This window comes from Streptomyces sp. NBC_01142 (assembly GCF_026341125.1).
Classification (GTDB): Bacteria; Actinomycetota; Actinomycetes; order Streptomycetales; family Streptomycetaceae; genus Streptomyces.
This window is the reverse complement of sequence record NZ_JAPEOR010000004.1, coordinates 52153-65349: the sequence shown is the minus strand read 5'-3', so window position 1 is coordinate 65349 and position 13197 is coordinate 52153. Positions and strand designations below refer to the sequence as shown.

13 protein-coding genes and 1 pseudogene are annotated in these 13197 nt (G+C 69.0%); 9 read left to right on the top strand and 5 right to left on the bottom strand.

The genetic code is table 11. From position 1 onward, the window contains the following. Positions 1-33: 33 nt before the first annotated feature. Both OG883_RS42865 and OG883_RS42860 read left to right on the top strand, forming a co-directional pair. Positions 34-876 (top strand): trans-aconitate 2-methyltransferase, encoded by an 843-nt coding sequence (locus OG883_RS42865; protein ID WP_266553600.1) that lies wholly within the window; start codon positions 34-36, stop codon positions 874-876. 29 nt (positions 877-905) lie between these two features. Continuing rightward, positions 906-1202, top strand: a pseudogene (locus OG883_RS42860) (NUDIX hydrolase); the annotation flags it as partial. A 219-nt stretch (positions 1203-1421) separates the two neighbouring features. Here OG883_RS42860 and OG883_RS42855 read toward each other — a convergent pair. Beyond that, positions 1422-1922, bottom strand: coding sequence for an NUDIX domain-containing protein (locus tag OG883_RS42855; protein ID WP_266553853.1), 501 nt, complete (start codon positions 1920-1922; stop codon positions 1422-1424). Between the two features lie 223 nt (positions 1923-2145). Between OG883_RS42855 and OG883_RS42850 the strand changes: the two genes are divergently transcribed. Next, positions 2146-3351 carry a hypothetical protein gene (locus OG883_RS42850; protein ID WP_266553597.1) on the top strand — a complete coding sequence of 402 codons (1206 nt, stop codon included), beginning with the start codon at positions 2146-2148 and terminating at the stop codon, positions 3349-3351. A gap of 1031 nt (positions 3352-4382) precedes the next feature. On the opposite strand, the gene OG883_RS42845 is transcribed toward OG883_RS42850, so the two are convergent. Then, on the bottom strand, positions 4383-5168 hold the full coding sequence (locus OG883_RS42845; RefSeq protein ID WP_266553594.1) for a helix-turn-helix domain-containing protein: 786 nt from the start codon (positions 5166-5168) through the stop codon (positions 4383-4385). 528 nt (positions 5169-5696) lie between these two features. Here OG883_RS42845 and OG883_RS42840 point away from each other — a divergent pair. Together OG883_RS42840 and OG883_RS42835 are read left to right on the top strand one after the other, a co-directional pair. Further along, complete coding sequence (locus tag OG883_RS42840) at positions 5697-6917, top strand: acetyl-CoA carboxylase biotin carboxylase subunit family protein (RefSeq protein ID WP_266553591.1); 1221 nt, start codon at positions 5697-5699, stop codon at positions 6915-6917. Positions 6918-7229: 312 nt separating this feature from the next. After that, the gene (locus OG883_RS42835) at positions 7230-7895 is read left to right on the top strand and encodes a hypothetical protein (protein WP_266553588.1); all 666 of its coding nucleotides are present in this window, start codon (positions 7230-7232) and stop codon (positions 7893-7895) included. Positions 7896-8187: 292 nt separating this feature from the next. Here the strand turns inward: OG883_RS42835 and OG883_RS42830 are convergent, their stop codons facing one another. After that, complete coding sequence (locus tag OG883_RS42830; protein WP_266553585.1) at positions 8188-8556, bottom strand: hypothetical protein; 369 nt, start codon at positions 8554-8556, stop codon at positions 8188-8190. 359 nt (positions 8557-8915) lie between these two features. Here OG883_RS42830 and OG883_RS42825 point away from each other — a divergent pair, with 359 nt between their 5' ends. The 4 genes from OG883_RS42825 to OG883_RS42810 are packed head-to-tail and all read left to right on the top strand — an operon-like array spanning position 8916 to position 11191. Continuing rightward, positions 8916-9452: a GNAT family N-acetyltransferase gene (locus tag OG883_RS42825; RefSeq protein ID WP_266553582.1), complete on the top strand. Its 537-nt coding sequence runs from the start codon at positions 8916-8918 to the stop codon at positions 9450-9452. Between the two features lie 16 nt (positions 9453-9468). After that, entirely contained in the window at positions 9469-9900 is a 432-nt protein-coding gene (locus tag OG883_RS42820; RefSeq protein WP_266553579.1) for an alpha/beta fold hydrolase, read from the top strand. Further along, on the top strand, positions 9860-10504 hold the full coding sequence (locus tag OG883_RS42815) for an alpha/beta fold hydrolase (RefSeq protein WP_266553576.1): 645 nt from the start codon (positions 9860-9862) through the stop codon (positions 10502-10504). Before OG883_RS42820 ends, OG883_RS42815 begins: the two co-directional genes overlap by 41 nt. 6 nt (positions 10505-10510) lie before the next feature. Further along, a complete protein-coding gene (locus OG883_RS42810) occupies positions 10511-11191 on the top strand; it encodes a hypothetical protein (protein WP_266553573.1) in 681 nt (226 codons plus the stop codon). 37 nt (positions 11192-11228) lie between these two features. Here OG883_RS42810 and mihF read toward each other — a convergent pair whose 3' ends face one another. Both mihF and OG883_RS42800 read right to left on the bottom strand, forming a co-directional pair. Further along, complete coding sequence (mihF, locus tag OG883_RS42805) at positions 11229-11543, bottom strand: integration host factor, actinobacterial type (RefSeq protein WP_266553563.1); 315 nt, start codon at positions 11541-11543, stop codon at positions 11229-11231. A 374-nt stretch (positions 11544-11917) separates the two neighbouring features. Continuing rightward, positions 11918-13114, bottom strand: coding sequence for an aminotransferase class I/II-fold pyridoxal phosphate-dependent enzyme (locus OG883_RS42800; protein ID WP_266553560.1), 1197 nt, complete (start codon positions 13112-13114; stop codon positions 11918-11920). Positions 13115-13197 lie beyond the last annotated feature (83 nt).

The following is a 13197-nucleotide window of genomic DNA, read 5'->3' as shown; positions in this document are numbered from 1 at the left end:
CCCGAGCCTTCCCGTGAAGCGAGGCAGCCCACCATGGCACCCCACGACGCCGTCCTCGGATGGAACGAGGACACCACCGCCGAGGCCTACGCCGCCTTCACCCGCGACTTCCCCATGTACAGCGCCACCAGCCGCGACCTCGCCCAGCGCGCGCGCCTCACCGACAGTCGCCTGGTGCTCGACCTGTGCGGCGGGGCCGGCACGACCGCTGCGGCCATCCTCGAACTCGCCCCGCTTCAGGCCCGGGTCATCTCCCTGGACAACGCCGCCGCCATGCAGCGCGCAGGCAAGCGCACTATGACCGACCCACGCCTGACCTGGATCACCGCCCCCGCCGAGGACCTCGCCGCCCACGTCCCCAGCCCGGCCGACGCAGTCGTGTGCAACTCGGCGATCTGGAAGACCGACGTCCCGGCCGTGTTCGCCGCAGTCCATCAGGTCCTGCGTTCGGGCGGCCGCTTCGTGTTCAACATCGGCGGTGGCTTCGCCGGAGTCAGCCATCCCGACGAGACTGGGCGTACCGGGCCTTCGCTGAACACCCTGATCCGCCAGATCGCAGCCCGCGACTACGGCTACACCCCGCCGCGTCCCGGCGCAGACACTCCTCCCAAGCTGCCTCTTGAAGCCGTCACAAAGCATCTGTCTGCCGCCGGGATGACCGTCCTCGAAACCGAGATCGTCGCCCAGCACAGCACGATGGCCGAGAAGAAGGCGTGGCTGACGATCCCGGTCTTCGCCCGGCCCGACGGCGGCGACTTCACCCACGAGCAGCGCATGGACATCCTGAACAAGGCGTACGCCCTGACCACGCCCGATACGGCAACCACCACGAGCTGGCTCGTGGTGGTCGCCCAACGACCCAGGGAGGGACGCTGAAAGCCCCGCCCCCTCTCGCTAGCCGCGACGTGACGCACGCCTGCAACCACACCAGCGTCGGGGTGCTCATCGCCTCACCGGCCGGCCTCCTGGTCTTGCGGGCGACTCCCCCGGCCGGAATCGCCCCGGTCGCCGGTCACGTTGACCAGCACGAAAGCCCCGAGCAGGCCGCCCGAGCGGAGGTCGGCCTGGCCGTCACCCATCTGCACCTGCTGCTGACCGGGTGGCGGCACAACCGGTGCCGCCGCCCAGTCCCCAGCCCTGCGGGGCATCGCTGGTGGATCTACGAAGCCCGAGTAGCGTCCCGACCGATCCGGCCCTCCGCGCAAGAGGTACGCATTCCCCGATGGCTACACCCCGACCAGCTCCAGCAGCACGCGCACCGTACGGCAAGGTACGCCGAAGGACACCTGAGCGAAGAGGAGTTCACTGCTCTTGCGCCGTTGTGGGTCTGTTTACTGCTGAATCTCAGTTCCTCACGATCCCCAACGACACCTGGACCTGATCAACACAGTCATCTGAGCGTGGCCCAGCAGTGGAAAGACTCAGCGCGCCGTGATCGAGTGCCCCGCCGCCAGTCCGCGCACGTGCGCGCGGATGCGACCGCGGTCCTCGGGAAAGGCACTCTCCCACTCGTCGTCGAGGGCAATCCATGCCGGGGGCTGGCCGCGTTCCCCACCGAGCGGCAGGCCGCGGTCGACGACAGCGGCGTACGACAGGCCCAGCGTCGGCGACCAGCCGGCACGGTAGGAACGGACGGATACGGCAGCCGGCACGGGCAGCAGTTCGGCCGGGACCCCTGTCTCCTCCACGAGCTCACGAGCCGCTGCGGCACGCGGAGTCTCGCCTGGCTCGACTTTGCCGCCGGGCGGAACCCATCCGCGCCAGCGATGCTTCACGAGCAGAACATGGCTACGGGCAAGGTCAGTGACCCAGACCTCGGCCGCGAGCGGCTCCATCGGCTCTCTGCGAGCCCGTTCCAGCCAGGCCCGAGCGTCGTCGAACTCCAGCGCAGCAAGTCGAGCATCGGCGACCGCCGCGTCCAAGATCATCTGTCCAAGTCCACCGTGTGTCACCCAGCACACCCTATGACGACACCGCATGCGTGCCGGGGAGGTGGCTGGCACCGCCTCTGTGACGACGACCGTCCGAGGAGCACCCGCAGTGCACATGGCCGTGGCCAACGGGTGGGCGCGCGGCACGACGTCGTCAAGTCAGTCAACGGCAAGGGCACCGCAGCGGTGCCCGCATCGGGAAGGAGCACCAGCCGTGCGCAGTGACACGGACACGCGAGGCGCCTGGGTTGTCCTGGGCGGAATCCACCTGCTCAACGGAATCTCGCCCCGCCGCGCGGACGAACCGATCCTGCTCGTCCAGGTAGCGCCACAGGAGGTCTGCTTACCGAGCACCACGGTGGTCATCAAGTGGGACACGCTCGGCGCGTGCCAGGTCAGCGCCCTGACCGCGGATGCCAGCCCCCTGCGAACAAACCGGATCGAGGGCGGGTCGCTGTTCCCCGACGCCATCGCAGGCCACGCCTTGCGTGAGCTGGCCGGCGACGATGCCCCGGCGGGCCTCGTACCGCTGTGCTACCTGTCCGAACACCCCGGCGGTGGCTACCACGTGTACGCGCAGATCCACTTCTACGCCGAGGACGCCTGCTTCGTCCGCACCACCCACACTCCGGTCGGCGAGGGTCCGGTAGAGGCGCTGCGCTGGCTGAATCCCGCACTTGATGCGCATGCCGAGTCGGCGCTCCGGCTCAACAACCATCTGCGGTACTTCCGTACCCACTTCGCCGGCACAGAGCTGGAGTACAAGTACAACCTGGAGGCAGCGGATATCTGGGAAGCCTCCTTGGAACTGCTGAAAGCCCTGCGCCGCGGCGAACTAGTCGACTGCCGACCCGAGTACCGCAACGAGCTACAGACCTACTACACCGAGAACCACCTCTACGACGTCACAGGGCCCCCGGCAGATCTCGGCTACGCCTCCTTCATTCCCACCGTCGACGGCGGACACGTACTGAAACGCAAGTGGTTCGCCGAGGACTCCTTTGCCCGCCGCGAGCAGCTCTACACGGACCTCAAGGTCTCCCCAGACGGCTTTGAGGACTACCTGTGCTCGCAACTGGGCCTGGAGGTACGGGCCATGCCGCCCTTCCGGCGCGTCCGCTACGACGTCCAGTGCGAATCAATGCGCACGGGCCACGTCTATGGGATCTTTTTTGATCACTGCTCGCTCCTGGCGGCACCGGAGGTCGTGCTCTCGCAGTGCGAGATGGAGTACCGGCGCTCGCGCAGCCTCCTGGACCATCGCCAAAGCGAGGTGCTGCGGGAGATGGAGCGTATCGATCGCTGGCTCCTGGGCTATCTGGCCGAGCGAGGCTGGGCGAAGAGCCGCACGTTCTATTCCAAGCGCAGCTTCTTGCGTGACGCCATCGCCGCCCGTCCTGAGCTGATCCCGAATCACTGACCAACCACCAAACCGTCACGTGACGTTCAGATCGGCCGCGACGTCCTTCAACGTCCGCCTGCCGGCCGAAGCCCGCCACAACGCGATCGCGTCGGACCGGAACTCCGCACTGTACTTCGAGGGCCGTGCCACGTAGATCTACACCTTCCAGGATCAACAAGATCCATTGTCAGGTGTGTCCACACCACGGGGATCACCTCAGTCTCTGGGCAACCCCCACCCGGAGTCGGCAGGTAGGTTCGTGGCATGCCCTCGCTGCGCCGCGCCCGGCATCAGGCGCGCAGCCGCTACGGGCACTGACCTTTCCACACTCACAGGTTGATCCCGTTCCCGCTTCGAGACGACCGGGAACAGCCATCTCGCCTGATCTGAAGGGTGAGGATGGTTTGCCCGGCGGGCGGCTTGCCGCGGAATCCGAGCAGAGCGAGACCAGCACCATGGAGGAACACGCGAGCCTTGCGTCCCGCAATCCCCGATCGCGGCGCGACACGGTGGGAGGCGGAGACAGTCATCCAGGCCCTGCTGGGCGACCGGGAGATTCGGCGCCTGGGCGAGGAGATCCGTCTAAAAGAGATTCGGCTCGGGCTACAACTGCGCCCGAAGTATCAAGCCCTCCAGGTCGGCATGACCAGGCGGCCAGGGACCTCAACCACGCCGTTCTCCAGCGGGCTTGCTCCGGCAAGCACGGTCGGTGGGGACGTATCTGCGTCCTGAACGAGGGGCATGAAGCGTCGGATCCGCATTGGGGCATCAACGGTGAAGGACAGCCCGTTGCGTGACTCGGGAGCGCCCCGGAGGACGACTGAGTACCGCATCCTGCGGCGGATCGAACGGCTGCTGGCCGGTCGAAACACCAGGGGGATCCCTGCCCGAAGACGGTTGCCACGGCCTCGTTGTGTGCCGAGCAACCGGGTACAGTCATGAGTCGTCAGCGGGCGAAGCCGAAGCATCCGAGTCCCGCGACCGCGCGAGGAGTCTCCCTGCTGCTCGGCGGGACGGGCCTCGTAGGCACAGGTGCAAATCCATGCGGCTCAGCTCGCCAGGCGCATGGCGCCGCTCCCCAACTCGCAGCGAGCGCTCAGCCGTGCGGCGCAGGCCAGCGCGGCCGCGGCGTACTCGCGACGGTTGCGTTCCATCTGCGGGCGCAGTCCCATGACCACGAGCGAGCCGTACACGGTCGAGCCGCGCCACAGTGGCACGCCGAGCATCTTCCAGTCCGGCAGCGGCGACTGGGTCAGCACGTAGCCCTCGGAGCGTATCTCTCGCATGAGGTGGCTCTGGGGAGCGCCGTCGAGGTGCGAGAGGATCGCCAGCCCGGCCGCATCCGCGGTGAGCGGGGCGTAGCGTAGGGCCACCTTGGTGTCGACGTCGGCGTGGTTGAACGCCGCCTGGAAGTCGCTGCGGCGGCCGTAGGTGTGGTCGAGCATCAGCCGGCCAGGGGTGTCGTCGATCAGCACCGCACTGAACGCCATCGCCACCTGGGCCGTCTGTCGCTGCAGTACCGTGGTTTCGCGGTCGAGGGCGCTGTCGTGCGGCAAGTTGAGGTGGACGCTCGCATCCGGGCGGTGGTTGGCCACGTCGGTGGCGATGCCATAGCGGCCCGGCTTACGGTAGGTCAGGTGCTTGGCCTCCACCCCGGCGCTCAGGATGCGGTGGACGGTCGACTTGGTGACTCCGGACTCGTCGATGATGCGCCGCAGTGGGTGCAGCCCGGGGCCCATGCTGTTCAAGGTCTGAAGTACGAGATAGACCCGGGCGTGGGCGGTCATGCCGTCGTCCACCGTGCTGGCGGCCTCGAAAAGCTCGGTGTCGATCACTGACAGTCCCTCCTGGTAGGCGCTTGCGGGGCTTGATCCCGCCTCACGGGTCCCGCCAAGCACATCTCTACCGTGCGTACGGGATCTTGTGGAGGAACCACCTCTTCCAGGAAGAGGGTCTTCCAGTGCACCCCCAAACACGCTGCGCACAACCAGAGTTGACCACCACCAAGCAGAAGAATCGCAGGTCAGGGCCTGTTCCGTCGGGGTGCGGGGCCCCGGCGGAACCATCGGACGTTGGGGCGCCGAGGCGTGGCCGGGGGTGTCACCCCGTGGCCCCTCGTTCCACGGGCACCCCATGTGACCTGGGGTAATGCCACCTTCTCCCATCGTATGGACCGCGTCCCGCCAGCCGCAATCGGAGATTCAGTTCACGTCCCGCTATGCGACACAACGAGCCTCTTGTCGACCGCAGCCAGGGAACCTGAGCGAGGAGCCATTGCCCCGCCCCAGCCGCCCGGCGAGAGTGATGAAACCCCCTGGCACCGCCAGCGAGCGCATCACTTCCTCGACTCTGGAGCACCGCCCGTGAACACCCACGCGCCCCACCGGGAAGACAGCCCCACGGGGCATCTGGTCGTCCTGGGCAGCGGACCGCAGGCGGAGTGGGAGCATGCCATGCAACGCCTTGCCGCAGTCGGGCCACTGCTTCTCATCGATGCGGAGGCGCCGACCTGGCAGCGCCCTCATCTTGCCGACGCCCGGACCGCCAGCCTCCTCGACCCTCCCCGAGTCCTCGACGAGGTACGAAAGTTCGCCAGCACCCGGCCCATCGCCGGCGTGCTCACCTTTGACCCCGCCCATGCCCGCACGGCCGCTCTGCTGCGCCAGGAATTCGCACTGACCGGACCATCCACCGCGACGGTCGAAGCGACCACCCTGCGCCACCGCACGGCCCAACTCCTCACCGGTGCTGGCGTGGACAACAGCGGAGCCCTCCATGCGGACTCCTACGACCAGGCCCTGGAAGCAGCGCATCAGGTCGGCTTCCCCCTGGTGTGCAAGCCCGCCTCCCCCCGCACGCGGCACGCCGCGCGCCAGGTGACCGGCATACCCGACCTCGCGGAAGCATTCTCGGCGGCCACCGCCGTCACCTGGCCCGGCACCGGCACGGTGATCGAGCCACTGCTCGACGGGATCGAGGCCACTGCCTACACCGCCGACACCCCATCCGGCCCCAGGGTCGTCGCGATCTCCCACGCCACCTTCGACCCGCAGGCCGAACCCGCGCTGCTCCCGGTGGAAGTCGTGGTCGACGCGGACGACGTCTGCGCCCCTGCCGTCGAGGACTCGGCGAGCCGGGCGCTGTCCGCCCTGGGGCACCGCTCAGGCCCGGCGCAGATCCGCATGCGGCTCACAGCAACCGGACCACGGGTCATCAGCGTCACGACCCACCTCACGGACCCCCTGCTGGGCATGCTGATCGAGCAGGTAACCGGGATCGACCTCATCGCCCAGGCCGGCCACCACGCCCGCGGACGGACGTTCCTCATCGACGAGAGCCGCCTCGGAGCGACTGCCGTGCGCTTCCTCCAGGGCCCCGGCCCCACCCCGCTGTTGCCTCCCAACGCGGCAGCACATCCCCACGTCACCCCGTACGCCACCCTTCAGCAGTATCCGGCCGAACGCCGTGTGGGACCCCTACGGCGTAGCGGTCACCTACTCGTCTCCGGCACCGATTACCCGCAGTGCACCGCGCGTTTGCGCAGCGCCGCCGCCGAGATCCGCGCTGCCCGCCTGTCCGCGTAACCGACAAGGAGCCCCGCCCATGTGTTCTCGTTCGTTCTTCACCGCCGAACTCTCCGAGTCCCTGCGCCTGGGCAAGGCCCCGTCCCTTGTACAACGCCCGCGCACGAGGTCACCGACCATGCTGCGGCTCGCGCAGCGGCAGGGCCGGACGAGAGCGAGCGGAGCCGGTTGCCGGGTCAGCTCGCCGAGACGGTGGGCTGACCCGGCAACCACCCGCCGCATCGCTGAAGGCCGGGGACCCCACTGCACCGCTGGGCGCGCCTGAGCGAGAGGATGGCGGCTGCTCGCGCACATCCCAGAAGGGGGCTCACCATGCACAACGCCGTGAACGAGGCACTCGCGGACATCCGGGTCGAGCCGGCCGGGCACCTACTGGGCCGCCCTGAGCCGGGCCTCACGTACGCATCCTGGACCCACCTCCTTGAGCAGCTGGAAGCAACCGGCCGCTCGATCGTCCCGCGAAGCATCCCCACACGGCCGGCGTGCGAAGTCCTCACCTTCCGGTTGCAGAGCACCTTTGGCTTCCTGCTCGACGCTGCGGCACGCTTCCTGGACTCCGGAAGCAAGGAGGACGCCGAGCGCACCGCGCACGAAGCCCGCACCGTCAAGGCCCTGACCGTAGCACCGGCCCTGCGCCACCACCGGGAGGAAGCCCCGCCCACCGGCGGCACGAGGGAGGAACTCCTCGAGCACCGTGTCACCGCCGAGGGCAACGGGTTCCTTGCCCTGAGCGTCGTCGAGCTCACCGCAGCCATCGGCCCGGACCGCAAGGTGCGGGGACTTCTGCCTGCCGAACTACCCCTGGATCCGGCGGCCTTCGTCGTCCTGTGGAATCGGATCAGCGCCCCCGGGCTCATCCTGGCGGGCATGAACGCGGCCCACACTGACGGCGAGCACGGTGCCGCCCTCCTGCAGTCTCACCTCGCCACGGCAGCCCAGGCGCTCGTTCCGGGGGAGACCCGCCACGACTGGCAGTGAGCCGCAGAGCGCTGTCCGGTCCGCGCGCGCGAGCACGCTCAGCAGGTCCAAGGCGCCGCGAGAGCGCCGAGCCGGGCTGCGGAGCTGTCTGCTCAGCCGACTAGGCCCGTGTTCCGCACATGTCATTTCGGTCAAACCGGGCGCTTGTGAAGTTCGGTCGACTCGATCGGATCCGGTCGCTACGCCCTCGCTCTGCCCAACGAGTGGGCGCGGCCTTGGTCATGGAACCGGTCAAGAACGATCGGTCGAGCCCGCGACCGTCACCCGCCGGAGTGACGTGCGGAAGACAGGACTAGGCGGGGGTCAGCTCACCGGTCTCGCGCAGCCGGGCGAGTACCTTCTCCGCGAGTCCGGCCCCGTTGTCGCGGTCGTACTGGCCGACCTCGACGGTGTCCTGGTCGACGACCAGTCCCAGTGAGTGCCCGCGTAGGTAGCGGCCCGTGTGCACGCCGCCGCCCGGCTCGACGTAGCCCTGGCCGGGCTCCGGGAGATCGGTGACGGCCCGGGCCGTCATCGTGTCCAGAATCTTCTGGGCGTCGGCGACCGAAAAGATCGTGTGGGCGAGCGGAGCGCGGGCGCCCATCCCGAACGGCTTCGTGTGGTTGAACAGCGCCGCCAGCACGGCGGCTGAGTCCATTCCTTCGATGCTCTGCTTCGACATGGACTACAGCCTCCCACCGCGGCCGGCCCCGGTGGTCTGCTTCCCGTGGCCGGCGCCGATCGGGCCGGACCGCGGTGAGGACGGCGGGCGGCACCGCCACGGCCGAGGAACGGCAGGGCTCGACCACGGGCGGGAGGCCGCCGTGGTGCTGAGCGCTTCCCACGGAGATGCTCGCCTTCTGCGGCATCCTGCGGCGGCCAACCCCCTGGCATGGGGTCGCGATCCCGCCACGGGATACGGCGCCTCAAGTGGTGGTGCCGGGCCCCGGTCAGTAGCCCCCAGCGGGGCTACCGACGGTTGCGGCAGTCCAGCACCGTGTCCTGAGCCCCCGTTGCCCCGACCCCAAGCTGAGGACTACCGTGCCCACCCCTGCCCTGACTACCACCACGACACAACAGGCTGCCGCCACATCCGGTCTCACGCACTCCGACACCCAGACCGTCACCCGCGCCGCGACGCTCGATGACTTCGACGCGGTGAACGCGCTCCACGAACGCTGCTCGCTCGAGACGCGCTTCTCCCGCTACCAGGCCGCTCGGCGATCCCTCCGCCTCGCCGAGTTCCATCACCTGACCCGCCCCGACCGCAGCCTCACCTGGGTCACCCATCCCGAAGACGATCCACACCAGATCGTCGCGACCACCAATCTGGTCCGTACGACCGAGGCCGGTGAGGCCGAGCTCGGCATCATGATCGAGGACCCGTGGCAAAGCCGGGGCCTGGGCACCTCTCTGGTGCAGTACGCCCGCACCCAAACCCGCGACTTCGGCTGCTCCTCGATGGTCGTCATGACCGGCTCCGACAACGTGCGGATGCTCAAGATCATGAGGACGCTCGGCGCCGTCCCGCCGGCCATCCACAGTTCGACCGTCGACCTCACGGTCCCCGTTGGGTAGTCCGATGGACCTCACCATGGCAGCAGAACCTCTGCACCTGTCCCGGCCGGACGGTGCGCGCCTCGCCGTCTACCGGCGTGAGCAGAGCGCCACACCCGACGTGACGCTGGTCCTGGCGCACGGCTGGTCGGCCTCCTCCGCCGTGTGGGACGACGTGATCCGCCACCTCCCGGTAGACGCCCGGGTGCGGCTCCTCACCTTCGACCAGCGAGGCCACGGAGCCTCGACCCAGGGCCGTACCCCAGCGGGCATCGACGTCCTGGCCGACGACCTGGAGGCCGTGCTGAGCGCCTTCAGCGCGGACACCCCGGCCATCGTGGCCGCGCACTCGATGGGGTCGATGAGCGTGCTGGAGAGCGCCGCGAGAGGCGCGCGCACCAAGCCCGCGCAAGATCGCGGGCCTGCTGTTGGTCAGCGCCAGCAGCGGCCAGATCGACCTGCGCCTTGACGGACATCCGCCCCTTGCCCGCGCCGTGGGCAGCGCGCGCACCGCCATCGCCGAGGCCTGTACCCGTGCTCCGCGCTCCACCCGCTACCTGCGAGATCTCCTGTCCCCTTCGGCGACACCGCGGCCGGCCACCGACGTGGCGGCCGCCTGGTTCCGGGCGATCTTGGACTTCGACGTCGCGGGCCGCCTCGCCGCACTGGAGGGCACCTCTGTCCACCTGGTCACCGGGGCTCAGGACCGGGTCATCCCACCCGTCCACACCTGCCGACTCGCCGCCGAGCTCGCCCACGCGCGCGTCCACGTGGCCGAGGGGGCCACCCACCGGGTCCCGAGCGAGCAAACAGCCCTGTTGGCATCGCTCTTGATGGACCTGGTCGAGCGCGCCCGCGACCAGCATCCCGCTCCGCCACGCGACGCGGACGGCATCCTGCGGGCCGCCGCCCAGCTGCTGTTCACCATGCGGGCCGCGCGGGCTCGGCGGACGCCTCCCGCGGATCGAGACCTGGCCCGCCCGACGCCCCGGTACACCGACACGCGTGGGGCAGGAGGCACTGATCGATACGAGGCAGTAGTGTCATGTCCCGGTAATCGGGGAGGGAGTTGAGTCTTGATGCGCATCTCAACGGCCGGGACACGACGGTGGATGCTGGCCACCGCTCTGTGCGGCGTACTGATCACAGGGTGCAGCAACGGCAGCGGGGGAGGAGGCGGCGACGCGAAGCCCCAGGCCAAGCCGGCGGCGGAACCGAAGCCTCTCGCCGAGGGTGCCTTGCGCCCTCTGCTGCTCTCGCAGGCGGACCTCGGCACTGGATACGTCCAGGTCCAGGAGAAGTCCGACAGCGGGAAGTTCGACGACGTCTCGGTCCAGGGGTGCTCCGCGCTGGAGAAACTGGGGCAGAGCGGCGACGAGACCATGTTCGCCGCGAAGGCGGAGACCAGCTTCACCTACGATGACACGGACGCCACGCTCGGCGAGGAGCTGCACAGCGACCGTCCCTCGGTGCTCTCCAGCAAGCTGCGCGGATTGTTCGGCGCCTACACGTCGTGTCCCACCTACACGATGACGGCAGGCACTACCCCCATCGAGGTGAAGGTCGCAAAGTCGGCCACCCCGGAGCTCGGAGACGAGCAGTTCGCCTACACCTCGACGATGGAACTGCCCTCCGGAGCGCAGGTGCTCAAGACGATGGCGGTACGCAAGGGCAACGTCGCGGTGATGCTGGTGGGCGCACCCGCCCTGGTGGACCGCCACATGAAGACCGCCGTCGGCAAGCTCCCCGCAGGCAGCTGACCAGGCCCGGCGCCGCGGCGGCCACCAGACAGATGGTCTACGCGGCGGCCGGGAACTCCTCCAGGAGCTTGGCGCGCTGTGCGGGCCCCAGGCTCTGCACGCGACGTCCCTCCGAGATGCCCAAGGCGTTCATCGAACGGGTGGCGCGTACCTGTCCGATGCCGGGCAGCGCGGTCAGCAGCTGTCGTACCGGCATGCGGCCGACGACGCTGTCGGACCGGTTCAGCACCTGGACGAGCGTGAGAGTTCCGGCCTTGAGGCTCGCCCGGACCGCGCTGCGGGCCTGACGGGCGAGGATGGCCTTCTGGCGCGCAGCGTCGCGGTCGTCGTTGGTGAGAGTGGGAAGGGCCATGGTGTTCCTTACGCTGTGAGGTCTCGCGCTCTCGCGGACCTCGGTGGATCGGGCAAGCCACCTGCCCGGGCGGTCCCGGACGAGACCGCAGAGCGTGGCGGCTCGGTGAGTCCTACCGAGCCGGCTCCGCCGCCGCTGTGGTGTAGGCGGGGATCTCTAGCGGCTCGATGTCGTCGTAGTACGGCACGTAGGTGTGCCGTCGCTACACGAACCAGTACACATAGCCGCCGCCGCGGATCAGCCCGAGCAAGACGCGGATGTCAGATCGCTGATCATCATCTCTCCATGAGCTGCTCGGAGTTGGTGTGCCCGGGGGAGGCGAAGTGCTGCCCGATGCCGCAGCTGGCTCCGGTGACCATGGCTGTCGACACGGGTCAGGCCGCCTGGCGGTAGCGGGGGAGCAGGTCCTCGCGCAGCGAGGCGAAGACACCGATCGCCGCCTCCAGCACGTCGGGGGTGTGCGCGTCCGTGCACGCGATCCTCAACTGGTAACCCTCGCAGGCGGGCGGCAGCACGGCGTTCGTGTAGACCCCGTGGTCGACCAGAATGCGCTGCGCCGACAGCATCGCAACCTGGTCGGGGAACCGCACCCGGAGGACCGGACTGGCGCTCCCGGCTACGTCGTACCCGAGCGCGTCCAGCGCCCGGCGCAGGTGCTCCGCCGCCGCCAGCGCGTCAGGCTCGGCATCGGCCCGCCGACGGATCTCGCGCAGCGCGGCGTGCGCAGCCGCGGTGTCGGCCGGACTCAGCCCGGCCGAGAAGATCTGCGGCCGAGAGGTGTGCCGCAGGAAGTCGATCGTCTTGGCGTCGGCCAGGACCGCACCGCCCTGCGAGGCCAGAGACTTGCCGAACGTCAGGGTCATCAGCGGCACCCGGCCCTGCATCCCGGCCTGCTCGATCACACCGCGGCCGCGCCCGAACACCCCCACCCCGTGAGCGTCGTCGACCAGCAGCGTGGCGCCGTACTCCTCGCAGATCGCGACCAGCTCGGACACCGGAGCCAGATCACCCTCCATGGAGAACACCCCATCGGTGGCGACCAAGACCGACTGCGTCGGTGCGGCCGCCAGCTGCCGGGCCAGATCACCGGGATCGTTGTGGCCGAACCAGCGCACCACCGCGCCGGAGGCCTTCGCCAGCCGCGCCCCATCGATCAGCGAGGCGTGCGCCTTCTCATCCAGATACACCAGGTCACCGCTCCCGGCCAGGGCGGACACGACACCCAGGTTGGTCATGTAGCCGGTGGCGAACACCAGGGCCGCCTCGTAGCCGAAGAAGTCCGCGAGGTCCGCCTCGAGCTCCTCGTGCAAATCGAGGTTCCCGTTCAGCAGCCGGGAGCCGGTCGCGGACGTGCCGTACAGGGCGATCGCGTCCTGTGCGGCACCGATCACCTGCATATTTACGCTCAGCGCCCGGTAGTTGTTGCTGCCGAGCATGCAGACCTCGGCGCCGTCCAATACCGCCTGCCCACCTTCGGCAGGGCCCTGAAAGGCCGGGTAGTACGGGTAGAGCCCAACATCGCGTGCCTCATCAGCCCGCATATAGGCGCGGCACTTCTCCAGCAGGTCCATCAGGTGAGGTCCGATCTGTTGCGCGGGTCAGCCGAGTAGCGGCACCACCGTCACCCCGCCGCGCGCCGCATGGGCTCACCGGC